The organism is Bradyrhizobium sp. SZCCHNR1053 (assembly GCF_032381235.1).
GTDB lineage: Bacteria > Pseudomonadota > Alphaproteobacteria > Rhizobiales > Xanthobacteraceae > Bradyrhizobium.
Genome location: NZ_JAUHJM010000010.1, coordinates 1 through 19,247, shown reverse-complemented (window position 1 = coordinate 19,247; position 19,247 = coordinate 1). Strand labels below are relative to the sequence as shown.

The 19,247-nt window shown below is 65.9% G+C and carries 21 protein-coding genes; 13 read left to right on the top strand and 8 right to left on the bottom strand.

Annotated features, from left to right (window positions below; all coding sequences use genetic code 11):
• Window positions 1–62: 62 nt before the first annotated feature.
• Window positions 63–359 (bottom strand): hypothetical protein, encoded by a 297-nt coding sequence (locus QX051_RS21630; RefSeq protein ID WP_315739911.1) that lies wholly within the window; start codon window positions 357–359, stop codon window positions 63–65.
• A 260-nt stretch (window positions 360–619) separates the two neighbouring features.
• Here QX051_RS21630 and QX051_RS21625 point away from each other — a divergent pair, with 260 nt between their 5' ends.
• Window positions 620–1,078 carry a PaaI family thioesterase gene (locus QX051_RS21625; protein ID WP_409998121.1) on the top strand — a complete coding sequence of 153 codons (459 nt, stop codon included), beginning with the start codon at window positions 620–622 and terminating at the stop codon, window positions 1,076–1,078.
• A 151-nt stretch (window positions 1,079–1,229) separates the two neighbouring features.
• Window positions 1,230–1,481 (top strand): PilZ domain-containing protein, encoded by a 252-nt coding sequence (locus QX051_RS21620; protein ID WP_315716061.1) that lies wholly within the window; start codon window positions 1,230–1,232, stop codon window positions 1,479–1,481.
• A gap of 15 nt (window positions 1,482–1,496) precedes the next feature.
• Here the strand turns inward: QX051_RS21620 and QX051_RS21615 are convergent, their stop codons facing one another.
• Together QX051_RS21615 and QX051_RS21610 are read right to left on the bottom strand one after the other, a co-directional pair.
• Window positions 1,497–3,470, bottom strand: a complete 1,974-nt coding sequence (locus tag QX051_RS21615) for a pyrroloquinoline quinone-dependent dehydrogenase (RefSeq protein ID WP_409998123.1) — start codon at window positions 3,468–3,470, stop codon at window positions 1,497–1,499.
• Window positions 3,471–3,745: 275 nt separating this feature from the next.
• Window positions 3,746–5,242, bottom strand: a complete 1,497-nt coding sequence (locus QX051_RS21610; RefSeq protein WP_315777523.1) for a caspase family protein — start codon at window positions 5,240–5,242, stop codon at window positions 3,746–3,748.
• A gap of 212 nt (window positions 5,243–5,454) precedes the next feature.
• On the opposite strand from QX051_RS21610, the gene QX051_RS21605 reads away from it, so the two are divergent.
• The 3 genes from QX051_RS21605 to QX051_RS21595 all read left to right on the top strand — a co-directional run bounded on the left by QX051_RS21605 (window position 5,455) and on the right by QX051_RS21595 (window position 8,500).
• Window positions 5,455–5,865, top strand: a complete 411-nt coding sequence (locus tag QX051_RS21605) for a hypothetical protein (protein WP_315777522.1) — start codon at window positions 5,455–5,457, stop codon at window positions 5,863–5,865.
• A gap of 213 nt (window positions 5,866–6,078) precedes the next feature.
• Window positions 6,079–7,125: an HD-GYP domain-containing protein gene (locus QX051_RS21600; RefSeq protein ID WP_315777521.1), complete on the top strand. Its 1,047-nt coding sequence runs from the start codon at window positions 6,079–6,081 to the stop codon at window positions 7,123–7,125.
• Between the two features lie 139 nt (window positions 7,126–7,264).
• Window positions 7,265–8,500, top strand: coding sequence for a GNAT family N-acetyltransferase (locus QX051_RS21595; RefSeq protein WP_409998120.1), 1,236 nt, complete (start codon window positions 7,265–7,267; stop codon window positions 8,498–8,500).
• Here QX051_RS21595 and QX051_RS21590 read toward each other — a convergent pair.
• Window positions 8,478–9,143, bottom strand: a complete 666-nt coding sequence (locus QX051_RS21590) for a DsbA family oxidoreductase (protein ID WP_315756534.1) — start codon at window positions 9,141–9,143, stop codon at window positions 8,478–8,480. The two genes, QX051_RS21595 and QX051_RS21590, sit on opposite strands and share 23 nt — an antisense overlap.
• Window positions 9,144–9,210: 67 nt before the next feature.
• Window positions 9,211–10,029 (bottom strand): helix-turn-helix transcriptional regulator, encoded by an 819-nt coding sequence (locus tag QX051_RS21585; protein WP_315777520.1) that lies wholly within the window; start codon window positions 10,027–10,029, stop codon window positions 9,211–9,213.
• A 100-nt stretch (window positions 10,030–10,129) separates the two neighbouring features.
• Here QX051_RS21585 and QX051_RS21580 point away from each other — a divergent pair, with 100 nt between their 5' ends.
• The 3 genes from QX051_RS21580 to QX051_RS21570 all read left to right on the top strand — a co-directional run bounded on the left by QX051_RS21580 (window position 10,130) and on the right by QX051_RS21570 (window position 11,527).
• Window positions 10,130–10,354, top strand: coding sequence for a hypothetical protein (locus tag QX051_RS21580; RefSeq protein ID WP_315739917.1), 225 nt, complete (start codon window positions 10,130–10,132; stop codon window positions 10,352–10,354).
• A gap of 32 nt (window positions 10,355–10,386) precedes the next feature.
• Window positions 10,387–10,785, top strand: a complete 399-nt coding sequence (locus QX051_RS21575) for a hypothetical protein (protein WP_315739918.1) — start codon at window positions 10,387–10,389, stop codon at window positions 10,783–10,785.
• Between the two features lie 124 nt (window positions 10,786–10,909).
• Entirely contained in the window at window positions 10,910–11,527 is a 618-nt protein-coding gene (locus QX051_RS21570; protein WP_315777519.1) for a class I SAM-dependent methyltransferase, read from the top strand.
• Window positions 11,528–11,553: 26 nt separating this feature from the next.
• Here the strand turns inward: QX051_RS21570 and QX051_RS21565 are convergent, their stop codons facing one another.
• Window positions 11,554–12,210: an SET domain-containing protein gene (locus QX051_RS21565; RefSeq protein ID WP_315756537.1), complete on the bottom strand. Its 657-nt coding sequence runs from the start codon at window positions 12,208–12,210 to the stop codon at window positions 11,554–11,556.
• 139 nt (window positions 12,211–12,349) lie between these two features.
• Window positions 12,350–13,084: a TetR/AcrR family transcriptional regulator gene (locus QX051_RS21560; RefSeq protein ID WP_315777518.1), complete on the bottom strand. Its 735-nt coding sequence runs from the start codon at window positions 13,082–13,084 to the stop codon at window positions 12,350–12,352.
• A 109-nt stretch (window positions 13,085–13,193) separates the two neighbouring features.
• On the opposite strand from QX051_RS21560, the gene QX051_RS21555 reads away from it, so the two are divergent.
• The 5 genes from QX051_RS21555 (at window position 13,194) to QX051_RS21535 (ending at window position 18,208) form a co-directional block, all read left to right on the top strand.
• Complete coding sequence (locus QX051_RS21555; RefSeq protein WP_315777517.1) at window positions 13,194–14,621, top strand: carotenoid oxygenase family protein; 1,428 nt, start codon at window positions 13,194–13,196, stop codon at window positions 14,619–14,621.
• 116 nt (window positions 14,622–14,737) lie between these two features.
• Complete coding sequence (locus tag QX051_RS21550; protein ID WP_315777516.1) at window positions 14,738–15,322, top strand: hypothetical protein; 585 nt, start codon at window positions 14,738–14,740, stop codon at window positions 15,320–15,322.
• A 25-nt stretch (window positions 15,323–15,347) separates the two neighbouring features.
• On the top strand, window positions 15,348–15,899 hold the full coding sequence (locus QX051_RS21545) for a septation protein IspZ (RefSeq protein WP_315739924.1): 552 nt from the start codon (window positions 15,348–15,350) through the stop codon (window positions 15,897–15,899).
• A gap of 112 nt (window positions 15,900–16,011) precedes the next feature.
• A complete protein-coding gene (locus tag QX051_RS21540) occupies window positions 16,012–16,308 on the top strand; it encodes a hypothetical protein (RefSeq protein WP_315739925.1) in 297 nt (98 codons plus the stop codon).
• Between the two features lie 1,381 nt (window positions 16,309–17,689).
• Window positions 17,690–18,208: a hypothetical protein gene (locus QX051_RS21535; RefSeq protein ID WP_315777515.1), complete on the top strand. Its 519-nt coding sequence runs from the start codon at window positions 17,690–17,692 to the stop codon at window positions 18,206–18,208.
• Between the two features lie 131 nt (window positions 18,209–18,339).
• Here the strand turns inward: QX051_RS21535 and QX051_RS21530 are convergent, their stop codons facing one another.
• Entirely contained in the window at window positions 18,340–19,020 is a 681-nt protein-coding gene (locus QX051_RS21530; protein WP_315777514.1) for a DUF429 domain-containing protein, read from the bottom strand.
• Between the last annotated feature and the right edge of the window lie 227 nt (window positions 19,021–19,247).

Here is a 19,247-nt window from a genome sequence, read left to right as displayed (position 1 = left end):
GTCCGCAATCAGGCAAGCGGGCCCGGGAGGATCAGAGCCCGCCGACCCGAACGCGATAAATCTCAGTTGGTGCTGCCGACAGCCTTCGGCTTCTTGGCCGCGGTGGTCTTCATGGCAGGCGCCGCCTTGGGCTGCTCCGCCGCCCGGACGTTGCCCCAGGGATCGGCGCTCGTCTTGGCGTCCGGAATCTTGCGCATGGTGTCCTTGTAGGCCTGCTCCCGCGCCGCTTCGGCCTCTTTCTCCTCGGGCGACTTGGAGGGACCGTCGGCGAGAAGGTTGATGTTGGGCATCTGCGCCATTGCGGGAACCGCCCAGCCGGCCAGCACGGCGACCGCCATCGTCACGATCAGCTTCTTCATTGGTTACTCCCCGGTATAGGCGCCTTATACCATCGCTTCGCCATGCGCCAAGCCCGCGGCACTGTGCCGGAACGGTGGACCACAGGTCGGGATGTTCACGGCCGCATCGTCTGCGCGCACCTGCCGTCTGTTCCACGGTGTGCCCTCATCATAGTTTTCCAACTCCGGCCTTTTCAAGCCGCCGCTCTGCGGCAACATTCCGGCGGCTCCGCCGATCGCGGCGAGGCAAGTCGATGCCAAGACAAATCGATGACACGATCATGGAAGGACCTCCGCGCGTGCCGAACGAGACCCTGAACTTCACCACCGACGACGCGAGGCGCATCCTCGATGACGTGTTCGCGCCCTGGATCAAGGATCTTGGCTTGATCGTCGAGGACATCGCGCCGTCTCCGCAGGGCGAAGCCGGCGCCATCCTGCGCATGCCGTTCTCGCCGCGGCTCTGCCGCGACAATGGCGTCGTCTGCGGCCAGGCGCTGATGGCTTTTGCCGATACCGCGATGGTGATCGGGATGGTCACCGCGAGCGGCGGCTACCGGCCGATGACCACTGTCGACCAGACCACGCATTTCATGCGCGCCGTTGCCTCCGCCGACGTGCTGGCGGATGCGCGCGTGGTGCGGATGGGCCGCACCATGAGCTTCGGCCGGGTCACACTGACCAGCGCCGGCGATGGCAAGCCGGTGGCCATGGTGTCGAGCGCCTTCGCGATGCTCTGATCTGCGGCCTCTCTGCCCGGGGGGTTAACGAAACATGAAGGCGACGGCCCGGGCTTCGCAGGCCGGATTCATCTGATCGAAACGCGAGACTGATTTATTTTAGGTGCTTTTGACGCGAAAGGTGACGCCATTCGGCACCGGGTTACAGGCCATGAGCGAGACGAGTGACAAGCGCATTGCACCGAGGCATCGGGTGCTGAAGCAGGGCAGGCTGGCATTCGACGGCGGCGGCGCGGTCGATTGCATGGTCCGCAACATGTCCGACACCGGCGCCAGGGTCGAGGTGGTCAGCCCGGTCGGTCTGCCCGAAGCCTTCACGCTGGTGATCCCGGCCGACAAGTTCACGCGGCGCTGCCACGCAGTCTGGAGCCACGACAAGCGGATCGGCGTCGCATTCGACTGATAGCGGCGCGGCGGGCTAGACCCGCCGCAGGCGCCATCGCCACAACGTCACCAACAGACCGACCAGCACCCCGACCGCGAGCAGGGCGCCGGCGGCGAACCGTCCGCCCGGACGATCAATCGTCCGTGACCACAGCGAGGGCCCTTCGCCATCGCGCGCCAGCCGAAACGCCACGACGCTGTCGCCGAGCGACGTTCCCGCCTCCGAATGGCCGCCCGCTGCGATCACCACGAATTGCTCGCCCTTCCATTCATAGGTCATCGGATTGGCGATTCCCGGCGCCGGCAACCGGCCCTGCCAGAGCTCCTGACCTGAGACAGCGTCGAAGGCGCGCAGATAGGCGTCCATCGCGCCGGTGAAGACGAGGCCGCCGCCCGTGACCACGACGCCGTTGACGAGCGGCGTGCCCCACTTGAACGCCAGCCCGAGCGGCGCGCGATCCTCGGTGGTGCCGACCGTCGAGCGCCACAGGATCCTGCCGGCCTTGAGATCGACCGCGACCATTTCGCCCCATGGCGGCCGGTTGCACAACAGGCCGAGCCTGGACATGGCGACCACCCGCGTCACCGCGAACGGTGACCCGCGCTGCAATCCGAAATCGACACCGCGCGGCGGCGTCATCCGGTCAGCTTCGGCGCGCGGGATCAGCCTGACGATGTGGATGGCGCGGCTGATATTGGCGTAAAGGATCTGGTGCACGGGATCGAACGCCACGCCGCCCCAGTTCACGCCGCCTCCGGTCATTGGAAACAGCAACGCGCCCCGGGTCGTCGCTGGCGTGTAGAGACCATCATTGCGCAACGCCGCGAGCTGATCGTCACAGGAGGAATCGACGACGCGCGGCACGGCCCTGAAGACCTCTGCCACTTCGAAGTGCTGATTCAGCAGCGGCGGCACATGGGTCGGGAACGGCTGCGTCGGCGACAGAACCTCACCTTCGACGGCGCCCTGCGGCACCGCGCGCTCCTCCACCGGCCAGATCGGCGTGCCGGTGTCGCGGTCGAGCACGAACACGAAACCCTGCTTGGTCGGCTGCATCACGACGTCACGTGCACCCTGCCCGGTCTCAATCCGCGCCAGGGTCGGCTGCGCCGGCAGATCGTAGTCCCAGACGTCGTGATGCGTGGTCTGAAACGACCAGGCCAGTGCGCCGCTCTCGATCCGCAGAGCGACCACGGAATCGGCGTGCCTGTTGTCACCCGGACGCGCACCGCCAAAGAAATCCGGACTGGGCGAGGATGTCGGAAGGAACACGAGGCCGCGCACCTCGTCGACCGACATCGGCGCCCAGACGTTCGCATGTCCCGCCGCGATGCCGTCATGGATCAGCGGATCGAAACGCCAGCGCAGCTCGCCGGTGCGCGCATCGAAGCCGTGGACCGTGCCTTCGGGCGCATCGACCCGCACATTGTCGCCGATCGATGAGCCGACCACCACGACACCCCTGCTCGCCACCGGCGCCGAGGTGATCTGGAATTCGCCTGGCCACAGCAGGTCCTTGGCGATGTCGATCCGCACTTCACCGTCCGCTCCGAAGCCGGCGCAGGGCTGGCCTGTCCGGGCATCGAGGGCGATCAGGCGGGCATCGACGGTGCCCATGAACAACCTGCTGCGGCACGCCGCGCCGGCCGGCGCCCGCTCGTCCACCCAATAGGCAACGCCGCGGCAGGCATAGCGATTGGCCGGGCGCCGTCCGTTGCCGACCTTGGGATCGAAACGCCAGCGCTGAACGCCGGTGCCGGGATCGAGCGCCACCACCTCGTTGAACGGCGTGCAGAACACCAGGCTGTCCTCGACCAGGATCGGCGTCGCCTCGAACTTGGTCCGCAAGGCGGCCGCGGGCGGCCGGCTCTGCAGATCCCCGGTGTGATAGTCCCAGGCAGGCACGAGCCGATCGACATTGGAAGGCGTGATCTGCGCCAGCGGAGAGAACCGCGTCCCACCGGCATCGCCGCCCCAGTGCTGCCAGGAGACGGCCGGCACCACCATCAGTTGGCTCCAGATGACGACCGCGCAAACACCCGCTCGACGCAATGACATGGACCTCTTCCTCCCGCAAACTGCATCCGAGGCGACGCAGCCGGGCCATGAAAGCAGCCTTCGCAGGCGGATCGAGCGGGATGGGACGGGCGGCGGCATCCGCGGGACGAGTGGTGGTGGGCGATGACGGATGGCGGAACCGAGAGGATGACCCGAACGAACCTCTCAAACGTCAGTGGCCGCCCCTGCGGACGGCCACATCGATGCGCAGAGGTCAGCGAGCTTCAGTAGCCGTAACCACGCCGTGTCGGATAGCTCTGCGGAGCCCGCCCATAACCACCGCCATAGCCACCGCCGATGCCGATCCCGATACTGACCGGCGGCGCCACGCGCACCGGCGGTCCATAATACTCGCGCGGCGGAGGCGGCGGCGCATAGACGACGACATCATCTGGGTCGCGACGGGGTGTGCGGCTGGCGCGCCTGGGCGGATCCTCGTCGCGCTTTCGGGCCGGCTTCTCTTCGACCCGCTTCTGCGTCTCGGACTTCCGGCCCGGCGGAGGCGTCTGCGAGCATGGACAGGTGGGACCAGCCGCGGCAACGGCCGGCACGACCGGCGGGGTTGCCGGGATCGCCGCATTGGCGGCCGCCACCACCGGCGTCACCACGGGCCGGTTGCGCAAGCGCTCGATCAGCTTGCGCGCGGTCGGGGTCAGGTCGCTGTTCGGATAGCGGTCGAGAAAGCCCTGATAGGACGCCACCATATTGATCAGCACCGCCTCGTTCCAGGCTGCCATCCTGTTGTGGAGGTCGAGCCATTCGCGCGCCTGCGGGCCATAGGGCGGCGCGGTGTAGAGCGCCACGAAGGCCTCATACGCCTCGACGCTGCCGTCGCCAACGATGATTTCGTTGGCGGCCTCGATCGGCTTGCCCTGCAGGTTGCGCTTCCATTCGTCGACGCTGCGCTTGGCGACGACCGGCCGCGGGCCGGCATTGGCAGCGCCCGCATCCGCCGACACCACGAAGCGAAAATCCTCAGTCAAGGACGAGGAGTCCCACGGCGTCTGCCGACCCTCGGTGACCTTGTTCACCGCGACGCGCACGCGCTTGAACGCCTGCTCGATCGGAAGGCCCGGTTCCCGCGCCGCCTGCAGCAGCGCCGTGGTGTAGGGGCTGTTGGCGCCGGTGCCATCCTCGGCTTCTGCGCCAGGCGAGGTCGAGTAGGACAGGAACGTGCCCGGTGCTCCGGTCTTGGTGTCCACCAGCGCAAGGCCGCGGCCCGCGTTCTGACTGATGGCAGGAAACGGATTGTTGCGGCAGGCATCGAGCAGCAGGATGCGCATCCGGCTCGGCACAGAATTCAGCGTGTTCAGGAGATCGTTGAGACGCACGGCCTGCAGCGGAATGTCGGCTTCACGTCGCGGATCCACGTCGACGGGCACGAGATAGTTCTCGCCATCGATCTGCAGGCCGTGGCCGGCATAGAACACCAGCGCGACCGTGTCGGGTCCCTTGGCCGCGATCTTGGCGGCAAAGTCGCCCACCTCCCTGTTGAGGTCCCGCTGCGACAGATCGGCGGCCGTCGTCACCTCGAACCCCGCCTCCCCCAGCATCTGCGCCATGACCTTGGCGTCGTTGGCGGGATTCGGCAGCGGCGTCACCGAACGATAGGCCGACTGCCCGATCACCAGCGCCAGCCTGCTGGTTTCGGCCAATGCGGGAGTGAGGCCGGCAAACAGGCCGCCGGCGAGCAATGCAGCCCTGAGAGCGTGCCGAAACATGGGACCTCCAATCTGCTCATGGCGTGCCTGTTGGTCGGGCCGGCTCGTGACCCGGTTCATCCCGACGGGCACAATCCGGTGAGCACGATGCCGCACGGCCAGCGCCGTTCGCGCCCTTGCCGCCCGCGGCCGGACATCGTTGCTGCACGAGATCCCCGTAGCAATGCCGCGATCGCTGGCTAGCGTGCGCGCCGCAATGGGGGCGATGAGACATGCGGCGGATTGCGTCACAGGTGGGGCTGCTCTCGGCCCTGCTTCTGGCCGGCTGCGCCGCCGACAGCAATGCGCGCCTGCCGGCCTTCATGCGCGCCAAGGCGCCCGCGCCGCCGCAACCCGAAGCCGCGCCGGATGTCGCACTTCTGGTGCGCAAGAATCTCGACATGATCTTCGTCGCAACGACGCTGCCGCGCGATCTCGAGGCCACATCCGCCCGACAGACCGATGCCGGCGATACATGGACCGCCTGCGTGCGGGCCGGAATCATCTCGGTGAGCGGCGCCACGCTCCGGCGCCAGACCTATCGGCTCACGATCAGGCACAACGAGATCATCGACCGGCGACGCGCGGCGTCCGCCGACGACTGTGTTTCTGAAGATTACAAAGCCGTCCTGCCGACGAAGTGATTTTGACCCGAAGGCGATCTGGATCCGCCACGTCGACTGGAACTCGCCACGTCAGTTGGCGTGCTGGAACGGGCTACCGCATCGGTTGCGGATTGTTAGTTCTTAGCTAACGCAATTCCGCAACCGCACAGCGAACGAATGGCTCAAATTTAACGATTCCTGCGGAACATCTGGTTCGCAAAAGGCGCGGAATGACCCTGGACCTGGCTTTCCATGAACGTTCACCTCGTCGGCGATGACACGGCCAAGCTCGCTCTGCTTCGCGGCATGCTGGCCGAGCGCTGCTCGCTCACATCTGAACTGATCGGTGACGCCGACTTCAAAGGCGGAGACATCGACGCGATCGTCGTGGCCGCCGATCTGCGCCACGTCGACAACATCACCGCATTGAAGGAGATCTCCGACCGGCTCTCGCGTATTCCGCGGCGGATCTTCCTGACCAACAACAAATCCCGTCTGTCGACGGTCCAGGCCTATGCGCTCGGCGCGACGAGCGTGCTGTCGAGCATGCCGAGCCGCAATCAGTTGCTCGGAAAGCTGCTCGATGTGCGCCCCGGTTCTGCGGCCAAGAGCATCGCGGTCGACGACCGACAGGCCGCATTTGCCGGCGCGTCCTGCATCGCCTCGATGTTTGCAGCCGTGCTGGGCGGTGCAGCGATCGACGTCGAGGAGACCCGGCGCGCCGGCAAGCGGATTGCCGAATGCATTGCAGAAAACGGTCTGTCCGATTGGCTCGCCACCGTTCGCCGCCATCACGAAGGCACCTATCAACACTGCCTGCTGGTGACCGGCATCACCGTGGATTTCGGCTTGAGCCTCGGCGTCCACAGTTCCGATCTGGAGCGTCTCTACATGGCCGCGATGTTCCACGACATCGGCAAGGCCAAAATCCCGCTGACCATTCTCGACAAGCCGGGACGGCTCGACGTCAAGGAACGCACGCTGGTGGAAACCCATCCCGTGGCCGGCTACGAAGCGCTGAAGGACAACGCAGCGATCACCGACGAAGTGCTCAAGGCGGTGCGCCACCATCACGAATTTCTCGACGGCAGCGGCTATCCCGATGGGCTGATGGCCGACAACATTCCAGATCTGACACGCATCCTCACCATCTCCGACATCTTCTCTGCGCTGATCGAATATCGCAGCTACAAGCCGGTGATGACGCGTGAGAAGGCCTATGAGATCCTCCAGGAGATGGAGGGCAAGCTCGAGAAGCCCCTGATCGGCGCCTTCCGCGAGGTGGCGCTGATCCGCTGATCGCAGCCGGCGATAGGCTGAACCGGCCGTTAACGCATCGATTCGAATTGTCTGCCAACGTCAAGTGTCTCTTGTCAGCTTTGCGCTAGTGTCGCCCGCGCGGTGCGGGTTGTCCGCGCCGCGAGGGGACCATCGGGACGTGGCCGAGATCATCGATCGCGCGATTGCGACTGCTTCATCGACGGCAAGGAACCACCAGGCCGATCCGCTCGCGGGTGTGCGCGCCGCCCACCTGGTGCCGCTCGAGACCGTCTCACCGCAGGCATGGCAGGATCTCGCGGAGCGTGCGCGCGAGCCGAACGGCTATTACCTGCCCGGATGGGAACGCGCGGTGAACGCCACGGCGCGCGGCCGCACCGGAACATCGGCGCTGTGCGCATGGGACGACGATCAGCCCTCGCGTCTCATCGGCCTGATGCCCACGACATCCCTATGGCATGCCTGCAGGCTTCCACTGCCCGCGCTCGCCAGTGGCCATCCCTACGGCACTTTGTGCACGCCGCTGCTCGACGCAGGGAGCGCGGAGCCGGCTGCGGCGCAGATGCTCGACGGAGCGCGACGAACAGGCGCTCGCGCCGTGCTGCTGCGCGACATGTCGCTGGCAGGCTCCGTGATGCAGGCGTTCGACGCGGCCCTTCGTCGCGGCGGCCTGCGCCCGCGCATGCTGCATTGCTATGAAAGAGCCTTTCTCGATGCGACCGGGGACGCCGACCAAGTGCTGCATGACGCGCTCGGCGCCAAGAAGCTGAAGGAGTTGCGCCGCCTGCGTCATCGGCTGGCCGAGCATGGCGCGGTTCGCTTCGAGGTCGCGCGCTCCCCCGGCGACGTCTCCGCTGCGCTGGAGACGTTTCTGGTCTTGGAGGCGAGCGGCTGGAAGGGACGCCGCGGCACTGCGCTGATCCAGCACGACGGCGACGCGACGTTCATCCGACGCGCGGCACCGGCGCTTGCGCAGCACGAGGCCTGCGAGATCATCAGCCTCCGGGCGGGCGACACCACCGTCGCCGCGGGCGTCGTGTTGCGCCATCAGGACCGCGCCTTCTTCTTCAAGCTCGGCGTCGACGAGCGCTTCGCGAAATACTCGCCCGGTGTCCAGCTGACGCTCGACCTGACACGGCACCTTTGCGCGGATCCGAAGATCAACGCCGCCGACTCCACTGCCGGTCCCGACCATCCCATGATCAACCCGATCTGGCGCGAGCGCCTCGCCATCGGCGATGTGCTGATCCCGCTCTACGCGCGCGATCCGATCGTCGAGCTGATCCACGCTGCGTTGACGGCACGACGCGAAGGCCTGGCCATCGCACGTCGCGCCGTACACGCGATCCGCGCCATCCGAAAGCGCCGGCCGACTACTCAGCCGCCTCGGCGTTGACCTCCGCCGACACCTGCCGGATGGCACGGGCCAGCATCTGCGGATCCTGCGCGCCGGAGACGGCGTATTTCTGCGCGAAGACGTAGGTCGGAACTCCCGAGATGCCCTTCTCTGCGGCCTCCTGCGCCTGGGCAGAGACCAGCGCCACATCCTCGTCGGTCGCCAGCATCTTGCGGACCACCTGGGCATCGAGCCCGCAATCCGCTGCGGCCTGCACCAGCACATCGATATCGGTGAGATCGCCGCCGTCGCGGAAATACAATTCCATCAGCCGCTGCTTCATCTCGGGCGCCTTGCCGATCTCGGCGGCCCAGCGGATCAGGCGATGACAATCGATCGTGTTGGGCTGACGGGCAACACGATCGGGATGATAGCTCAGCCCTTCCTGCTCCGCGGCCGCTACCACGCGGCCCGCGATGCCCTTGTAGGCCTCGACCGATCCGAACTTGGTCGTCAGGTACTGCTCGCGGCTGATGCCCTCGCGCGGCACCCAGGGATTGAGGAAGAACGGCCGGAAATTCACCTCGACCGGAACGTCCGGCACGAGCTCCAGCGCGTCCTCGATGCGCTTCTTGCCGATGTAGCACCAGGGACAGACGACGTCGGAGACGACATCAATGATCAGCGGCTTCAAGGTGCTCATGCGCCTCGCTCCAGGTTCGCTTGCGATCCGCGCAAGATAAGCCTCTGCATCGCCGAGACAAGCGCGGTCACGGCGAGGTAACCATCTCCTTCAGCCTGATGGCCGTGAGCTCATCGGCCGGAAAGAAGGTCTCCAGCGCCAGCTCCGACAACGTGATGTCGACCGGCGTGCCGAACACCATCGTCGTCGAGAAGAAGCTCAGCACGTCGGTCCCGACCCGCAGCCGCAGCGGGATCGCGACGCTGTCGGCCGCGAGCGGCGCCGATCGCGCCGGGAACGGATAGGACTTCAGCTCCTCATAGAGCTTCAGCAAATCGGCATCCGCGGTCGCCTCGCATTGCCGGTGCAGCCGCTCGAGAAGATGTCCGGACCATTCGGCAAGGTTCACCGTCCGCGCTGCGAGCCCCTCCGGATGCAGCGCCACGCGCAGCACGTTGAGCGGCGGCGCAAGCAGCCGCGGTGGAACGCCTGTCAGCAGCGGCGCGATCATCCGGTTCGCCGCGACCAGGTTCCAGTGCCGGTCGATCGCGAGCGCAGGGTTGGGCTCATGGGCCTTGAGCACGAGGTTCATCGCCTCGCGCGCGGGCTTGAGCGCCGGATCATCCAGCGGGCGCTGCTGGAAGGCGGGCGCGTAGCCCGCCGCCACCAGCAGAACGTTGCGTTCGCGCAAGGGCACGTCCAGTCGCTCCGCGAGTTTGAGGACCATGTCGCGCGACGGCGCGGCGCGGCCGGTTTCCACGAAGCTCAGATGGCGCGCCGAGATCTCGGCATCGAGCGCGAGATCGAGCTGGCTGAGATGCCGGCGCTGCCGCCATTGCCGCAGGTGCTCACCGACATGAACGGGTCTGGCGCGGTCGGCGCGCGCCGAAGCAAGCTGTGCATTCATGGGCCAAGACCTATCACGCTGACGTCAGCGCCTCCATGACCTGCCAGGTAATCGAAATGCCTCCCGGCGCAGGTCATCGTCCTCACCACAGGAGATGACGATGAGCAGGCAGCGCAATCCCGAGACCTTTCCCTTCACCGCAGTCGGCCACTGGCTGGCGGGTCTCGCGACATCGCTGCTGGCGCGCTCGCTCAACCTGCCGGAGCCGCTGCTGCACGTCACGGGCAGCCTCGTCTTCGCGCAGGTCTATGCCATCGAGACAAGGGCAGCACGCTCGCTGCGCCCGGCGCGCCTGCGCCGTCAGCTCCTGGCCTGGTTCCGCTGAACTGCCCTCCCCCAAACCAAAGGAGACCCGACATGATCACCTCGTCCGCCCTGCTCCGCCGCGCCCTGCTCGCCGATGCCGCCTTCAGCGGCATTGCCGGGCTCGCGCTCACATTCGGCGCCTCGCCGCTGGCGGCGCTGCTGCAACTGCCCGACGCGCTGCTGCGCGAGACCGGTCTGTTCCTGATCGTCTACGCGGCCTTCGTCGGCTGGCTGGGCGCGCGGCCGATGGCGCCAAGGCCGCTGATCCTTCTGGTCATCGCCGGCAATGCGGCATGGACGGTCGGCAGCATCGCGCTGCTGTTCTCCGGCCTCGTCACACCGAACGTGCCCGGCGAAATCTTCGTCGCGGCCCAGGCGGTGGGCACCGGCGTCTTCGCCGAGCTGCAATATATCGGCTTGCGCCGCAGTTCCGGCACCGTAACGGCGTGACCCGATCGGTGATGAGCACCGGCCATCGTGCTCGCGCGGGCCGGCGCTCCCGCCCCAACCGAGATTGGGCATGCGCGGCGAATGCACCTTCGGCATAATCGGCGACCGACAGGAGATCGCAGCGATGCAGCCGCAGGTGAGAGGAACGGAAGGCTACGCCGCTGAAGCCGACAGTCTCTTCGTGCGGTACGAGAGCATCCCGTCGGAACAGGTTCATGCCGCCGTGCTTCATCTGCTGCCGAATACGCCCGCACGCGTGCTCGACATTGGAGCGGGCACGGGGCGCGACGCCGCGTGGTTTGCAGGCCTCGGACATCAGGTGGTTGCCGTCGAGCCGACCGATGCGCTGCGCGTCGGCGCCATGCGGCTGCATGCCTCGCCTGCGATCACCTGGATCGACGACAGCCTTCCGGAGCTCGCCACACTGGCCGCTCGTAATGAGCAGTTCGACCTCGTGATGCTGACCGCCGTCCTGATGCATCTCGATGAGGAGCAGCGGCGACGCGCGCTTCCCAACATCGCGGCGCGGATTGCTCCCGGCGGAATGCTGATCATGACGTTGCGGCATGGTCCGGTGCCGCCGGGCCGCCGGATGTTCGAGATCGCGGCCGAGACGATCGTTGAGCCGGCGCGGCAGCTCGGGCTGACGCTCCAGCTCAACCGGCATGGCGAGTCGCTCGGCGCAGAGAACCGGGCTGCCGGCGTCACCTGGACGACGCTGGCCTTCGGCAAGCCGTCCTGAGAAATCTCGAAAACGAGCTGATCGGCTCAGGCCGCCTTGGCGCGGCTGGTCAGGGTCTTCGCCGGGGTGGATCTGGTCTTGCCGCGATTGCCGGCAGCCGGGCGCCGGGTCTTGGCCTTGCCGCGAGCAGCCTCGCCGCCCGATTTGGCTCTGGCCTTGGGCCGCTGCTTGGCCTTGTCCTTGACGGGCTTCTCAGCCTTCTTCTTCGCCTTCTTCTCGGCCTTCGCCTTCACCCGCGTCCGCTCGGCACGCGCCTCAGCCTTCTGCTTCGCCCGCTTCTTCTCGCAGGCGTCGCATTTGCAGCCGATCGGCTTCAGATAGGCTTTGAAGTAGTCGGTGCCGTAGTCGTAGTTGATCTCCTCGCCCGGCTCGATGTTCTTGATGGCCCGGATGAATATCTTCTTCTTGCGCGGCTTGACGTCGGACTCGGCGTTCGGCTTGCAGGAATGATTGATGTAGCGGGCGACGTTCTCACGGACCGAGCCGTCGATGGTCCAGCGCTTGTCGAGCTCGAACAGATATTTGTTCTCGATCGCGTCCTCGTCCGCCTTCTTCGAATCCAGCAGCGGACCGAAATAGCGGACGATCTTGGTGCCCTTCTTGATCGGCTGGGTTGCGAACAGGCCGAGCCCCGTCTTGGAGCGGCCGATGCGATAGGGTTTGGTCGGCGGGATGACAGGCATGATCGATGAGAAGAGATGAACCTCGCGAGGCCGCCGTTCTAGGATAATTTGGCGACGCTGTCAGGTGTTTCCGGCCGCCGTTTCGAGCCGTCCCCAGTTTGCGCGGGCCGCAAGCCGCTTTCTCTCGCATTCCTGGTCCTCATCCCGCGACTTGCGCGCCAGGCGGCAGCTTCGACACGGTGGCCTTCAGCATCGCCTCGAGCAGCGATTCGGCGTTGGTGCCAGCAGGCGAGCGGCGCAGGATGTCGGCGAGACGGCCGTCGAGCAGCAGCATCGTGTAGCCGTGCACCAGCGACCAGGCGCGCGCGATCGCGGCGGCCTGATCGAGCGACAGCTCCTCGTTGCCGACCTGGCCTTCGCTGCGTGCGGCCACCGAGCCCGCCAGCCCGGCGAACGAAGCCTCGGCCGCCTCGTGCAGCGACGGCCGCGAATAGTCGAGCCGCTCGGTGCGGAACATCAGCCCGTACATGCCGGGATTGGCCTGCGCATAGGCGACATAGGCGCGGGCGCGCGCCATCGCGCGCTCGATCGGCGTGCCCGGCTGCTCGCCGGCCGCCTTCATCGCGGCGTTGAAGCGCGTGAAGCCGATCGCGGCGAGCTCGCTGACGAGGCCGGTGAGATCCTTGAAATGATGCGTCGGCGCCGCATGCGACACGCCGGCCTCGCGCGCCACTGCGCGCAAGGTGAGTCCGGCGAGCCCGTCGCGCTCCAGCACGCGCTCGGCCGCCTCCAGCAGCGCATCACGCAGAGCGCCGTGATGATAGGGCGTCGCCGCCTCGCCCGCAGTGCCGGCCGCCCGCCGCACCCGCGCCCGTGCCGCCGATGTCGCGATGCGTCGAGGCTGCGCCCGGACCTTTTCAGTCTTGCTCGTCATGAGCCTCCTTATACAAGCAATTTTGACAGCGTAAAGATTTGGCTTGACCCCGCCATGTTCGCTCGCTAGCTTTATCTTTACAGCGTAAAGATAAAGTGGAGGAACGACCATGAGCGACGCTACGCCGACGACCGCCCGGCAGACTCGGAAGGAGCGCAGCAATCTCGCGCCGATCCCGTTCGAATGCGACGCGCCGTTCCTCGCAATCACCGGCGACCTGCCGCGTGAGCTGAACGGCACGCTCTATCGCAATGGCCCCAACCCGCAATTCGCTTCGCCCGGCTCGCACTGGTTCGTCGGCGACGGCATGCTGCACGCCTTCCATCTCGAGAACGGCCGCGCGTCCTATCGCAACCGCTGGATCCGCACGCCGAAATTCGAGGCCGAGCGCAAGGCCGGCCACGCCCTGTTCGGCGGCTTCGGCCGCCGGCTGGCGGACGCGCCCGCCGACGTCATCGATGGCGGCGTCGCCAACACCAACATCATCGCCCACGCCGGCCGCCTGCTCGCACTCGAAGAGGCGCATCTGCCGACCGAGATCGAGCCGGGCACGCTCGCCACCCGCGGCTACCACGATTTCGGCGGCCGCCTGCGCGGCGCCTTCACCGCGCATCCGAAGACCGATCCGGTCACCGGCGAGTTGCTGTTCTTCGGCTACAACGCCGCCGGTCCGCTGACGCCGGCGCTGTCCTACGGCACGGTCGATGCGGCCGGCAAACTGACGCGTCTCGATCGTTTCGAGGCGCCCTATGCCAGCATGGTGCACGACTTCATCGTCACGGCCAACCACGTGCTGTTTCCAATCCTGCCGCTCACCGGCAGCATCGAGCGCGCAATGTCCGGCAAGCCGCCTTATGCCTGGGAGCCCGACAAGGGCGCCTATGTCGGTGTGATGAAGCGCAGCGGCGACATCAAGGACATCGTCTGGTTTCGCGGTGACGCCTGCTACGTCTTCCACATCATGAATGCCTGGGAGGACAGCAGCCGGATCATTGCCGACGTCATGCAGTTCGAGGAAGCGCCGCTGTTTCCGCATCCCGACGGACGTCCGACCGATCCGGCAAAGTCGATCGCGCGGCTGTGCCGCTGGAGCTTCAATCTCGCCGGCAACACCGACCGTTTCACGCAGAGCTATCTCGACGACCTCACCGGTGAATTCCCCCGCATCGACGACCGCCGCGCCGGGCTCAAGAACGGCCATGGCTGGTACGCCTGCGCCAATCCGGACGGCCCGCTGTTCGGGGCGCTGTCCGGCCTCGCCCATGTCGACGGCGCCGGCACGCGCCACGCGACGCATCTGCTGCCCGCCGGCGACACCCTGTCCGAGCCGGTGTTCGTGCCGCGCAGCCTCGATGCCGCCGAGGGCGACGGCTGGCTGCTGACCGTGGTCTGGCGCGCCGGCTCCAACACCAGCGACCTCGCCGTCTTCAACGCCACCGACATCGGCGGCGGTCCCGCGGCCCTGGTGCATCTCGGACACCGCGTGCCCGATGGCTTCCACGGCAATTGGGTCGGCAGCGAAAATCCAAACCATTGATCAGCCTGGGTTAATTCGCGATCTCACGAAATTTTGACACTGTCAAGATTTGCTTGACGCGGCGCCGTCCGCGCCCTATCAATCTTGGCAGTGTAAAGATTGGCCGGACCAACGCCATGACGATCTTCCTCATCCTTGCGCCCTACGGCGTCTACGCTGCGCTGATGATGGTGGTCTCAGCCACGCTCAGCCTAGCCGTAGCCACGGTGATGTGCCTGGCCGTGATTGCGCTCGACGTCGCCAAGGGACGTTCGATCAAGATCCTCGGCCTGGGCTCGGCGATCGTGTTCGCAAGCGTAGCCGCCTACCTCAGCCTCATCGACCCGACGCTGAGCGCCTCGGCGGTGCGCCTGGCGGTCGACTGCGGCATTTTCGCGCTGTCGCTCGGCTCGATGCTGCTGCGCACTCCGTTCACGCTGCAATATGCGCTCGAGGCGGTCCCGCCGGAAACCGTGGCGATTCCCGGCTTTCTGCGCGCCAATTACGTCATCACCGGCGCCTGGACGCTGTCGGCGCTGCTGATGATGGTCGGCAACCTGATGACGCTCTACGTCCCCGGCCTGCCCTATTGGACCGGCCTCGCCATCGCCTTTGCCGCACGCAACAGTGCACTTTATTTCACGCGCTGGTATCCTGAGTATCGTAAGACGAAAGACATCGCCGCACCGACTGCGGCCGCAATGTCCGGCCAGGATTCGTGACGGGGTGTGCCCCAGGGAGACGTGCGTGAAGGACGTGTTTGCCAAACTGACGGCCGACTTCCTGTCGGCTGCGGTCTTCTTCATCCTGTATATCGCTACCGATAACGTTGTGCTGGCCACGGCCGCCGCGGTCGCCGTCGCGGTGGTCCAGGTGGTCTACGCCCGCGTCAGGGGCGTGAGCCTCAGCTTCATGGCCTATGCCAGCGTCGGCCTCGTCATCGTGCTCGGCGGCGTCACGCTGCTGACCAACGACCCGCGCTTCATGTTCGCCAAGCCTGCGATCGGCCATTTCGCCATCGGCCTCATCATGCTCAAGCGCGGCTGGATGCTGCGCTACGTTCCGCCGATCGTGGCGGAGACCATTCCGGAATACGTCAACGTCGCCGGCTTCGCCTGGGCGGCGCTGATGTTCGCGCTCGGTCTCGGCACCATCGCGGTCGCCATGACCGGCGACATCAAGCTGTGGGTGCTCTACATCACCGTGGTCGCGGGCGGCGCCAAGGTCGCGGCTTTTGCACTGCAGTTCGTCGCCTTCCGCTTCGTGGTCGCCAACCGGTTGCGGGCCGCGCGCGCGTAACGCAACCGATCGCCGTATTGGGCTTATCAGCAAAGATGCGCTATAGGGGCGCCCCGAGGCTTCCTCGAACAGTGCTTCGGGGTGCGGGATGGCAACGCCAGGAGAACGATCGATGGCTGTGGACGGCAACTGGAATCTGACCTTGAATACGCCGATGGGCGAGCGCAGCGCGACGCTGAGCGTGAAGAGTTCGGGCGCGACGCTGACGGGGACCCAGGCCGCGGAGGGCGATTCCGCCGAGATCTTCGACGGCACCGTCAACGGCGACGACGTCGCCTGGAAGGTCTCCATCACCAGCCCGATGCCGCTGACGCTCGACTTCAAGGGCAAGGTCGCCGGCGACACCATCTCCGGCGAGATGGGCATCGGCTTCATGGGCAGCTTCCCGTTCACCGGCGCGCGGGCCTGATCACCGTTCTGAAGGGTGGGCAAAGGCACGCCACGCCGGCCGCCGCTTCGTGGCGGCCCCACGCGCGCCGTGCCCACCATTTAGCTCCGCAGTGCGCCAATCGACGGTGGGCACGCACCCGCCCCGCGGGCGGACGCTTTGCCCACCCTACGCTTGCCGCGAGGCAACTGCCGGCTCAACAAGCACCGCTGTCGTCCCCGCGAAAGCGGGGACCCATAACCACAGGGCGCAGTTTGAGGCAGGATCGTAGTTGGCTGGTCGCACACCACATCTGCCGCGGCGTATGGGTCCCGGGTCGGCGCCACGACCGCGCTGTTGCGCGATCGCGGCTTGCCCGGGACGACACCGAGTTTCTTCCGCTCACGGTGTTTCATCCGCTTCACATTTCAAACAGCATGGACAAGCGCTCGCATTCCCGCGGCGCATGACGCCCGGGTGATGCATCGACATGCCCCTCTTCAAATGCAGAGGGCGCAGGGAAGGCCAGGCGTCGGCTGACGCCTGCGGCCCGCCTGCTAACAAAATGCAGGCGGCAGGTACCACAGGTGCAGCCGAGAACACCCGGCCTTCCCTGCGCGACGGTCTTCACGCTTATACGCAGTCTGCCTGGTGCACCGGGCTTGTTGGCCACCATGTCGCGACAACGCGCTTGCGCGCATTGCGCTGGACACCAGCATCGGGGTGTCGGCACGCTGCGACTTCGCGTCCGCGCCAAGCCGTTCGTCCGCGTATCCGAAGACACGCTGCGGCTCCATCGCGGCCATCGCCTCCCCGCCTCGCGTGTCGTGACGATCGCGCGCAACGCCCCTCCGCAGTGAGGCGGGATGGCGAGATAAAATCACGATTTCGGAAAAATCACAAGCGATTTATTTTTTTTAGAACCTTCCCCTTGGAATCGGATCGAACATTGGCCTATGGCCCGTCAGGGAAGCCGCGCCCCCTCATTGAGGTCCGGCCAGCGGGACAGTGCGCGCACTTGTTTGTATTTCGACCCCTGGCAGGCATCGAAGCCATCAACCGTGAGGCGGGGACTTCCTATATCCATCGCTACGGCCGCCGCAATGGCTCAAGCGGTCATCGTTGATGTCGCGATCGGAATCTGATTGGATCACCTAACTCACATTCGAGCTAGGAATTGGGTAATCATAGTCCAACCTGCTTCATTGGAACTACAATGAGATATCTCTTACTTCTTTCGGTACTACTTTCCGGTACCGCCGCGGCAGAGGCCGCTCCGCAATCGAGTTGCGCAGCCAAGTTTATCGGTGACTGGCGACACTCAGGCAGTGGCAACAGAGGTACGCTACTCCCTGACGGCAGAGCATTGTGCAGCGAACACCCGGCTTGTGTCCAGGGTACGTGGACCTGCTCGGGAAACGTATTGACCTATACGAACAGCGCGGGGACATGGAACTACACGCTCGAGCCGGACGGAAAGTCCATGTCCACGAATGGCGGGGCCGCCACCGCTGTCCGCATCGGAGCGGTACCGGCAAACGCTCGTTCCCGGGATATTGGCTCTGCAGCGAAGAATGTGACCGCTGACATTCTCGGCGTGGACAGAACGCAGCCGAATCCGGCAGCAACTCCCATTACCAAGCCCGTTGCCGAGCCACCATCAAGCGTAGTTCGACCGCCGCGGACAGTCAGTTCGGCCCCACAATCAGATCCAAGTCAGTGCGTGGTAGAGAAGGCGTGGCCGAAAGCTCCTGGGGTCAACTGGTACAGCCTGAAGAACAGCTGCAAGCGGCGGGTGACGTTGGATTATGACGACTGCGACCTGAATCTCAGCACGAACATGGTTCAGTGCTCAACAAAGACGCTCCCTCTTGCACCACGCAGCGAATTCGGCCCGGTGCCCAACCACAAGCACCCGCTCAACGCACGCGATTTCCGCTAGCAGCATCTCGAAACTCGACGGCCTAGCCCTATGCAGGGATAAGCGGAAACCCGTCCGTTGATCGCTTACCCCATGTACGCCAGCCCTCCGCGCTGAAGCAGATGTGGGACACAACTTGGCCGGGCCGCGCCTCAAAACCAGATCTGCATCGGCAAGCCATGCGCGTCGCGCGGCGCAGCTTCTTCCGGTACGCAGCCCGCGCAGTCGCGAGCGGCCAGCGCGACCGCGCAGGCGTCGAGGACGTCGTCGGGCTTGGCACCGGTGCCGATGCGGGCGCGGGTCATCCAGTCGTCGATGGCGGCGAAGCCTGCAGAAACTAACAAGTCGCGCCGCAACCTGGCACCATGTTCCGTCTTCTTCGACGGCAACGGCGCGCCGTGGAGGCGCAGGAACACTAGCTCGGGATGCACCTCGCGAATGTCGCGATCGAGATGCGCGCGCACGAAGGCGTCAATCTCCATGATCTTGCGGCCGAGATGCCAGAGCTGGCGCGAGGCGCGCTTCTGCCCGCGCCGTGAGGCCTCGATATTGGCCTCATCTGGGTCCTTGTAGTTCTCCCACAGCCAGCGCCGCGCGCCGGTGAACACGCGCGAGCGATGCGGCGCGAGTCTGTCGCGCGCGAGCTTGTCGCAGGTTCTGTTGCCGTCGTCGGTCATGCCGATGGGGATGTCGATCGCGGCGCGGGTAAAAGGAGCCGATAGTGCCGTCGAAACGTCGGCGGGAAAGGCGATGTCGCGCCGGTCGCCTGCAATCGACACCGCGACCCAGCCGCGGGAGAAGCCGTCGAGACCGATGATGCGGTTGGCGTGCATTACATCAGACTACCAGTTGCTTCGTTCAGCATCGTGCTCCTCTTGCCACGAACGCACCCGAGCCCCACGGTAGTCGGAGCCGAGCTGGCCCCACAACAGCAGTGAGCTCCCCTCCCCCTTGCGGGGAGGGGTCGGGGGTGGGGGTCTCCAGGGGTATGAACCGGGCTGAGTCCTGACAATTCAGACCGGGTTGATTCCTGACAGGCAAGCTTCGTCCGATTCGAAGG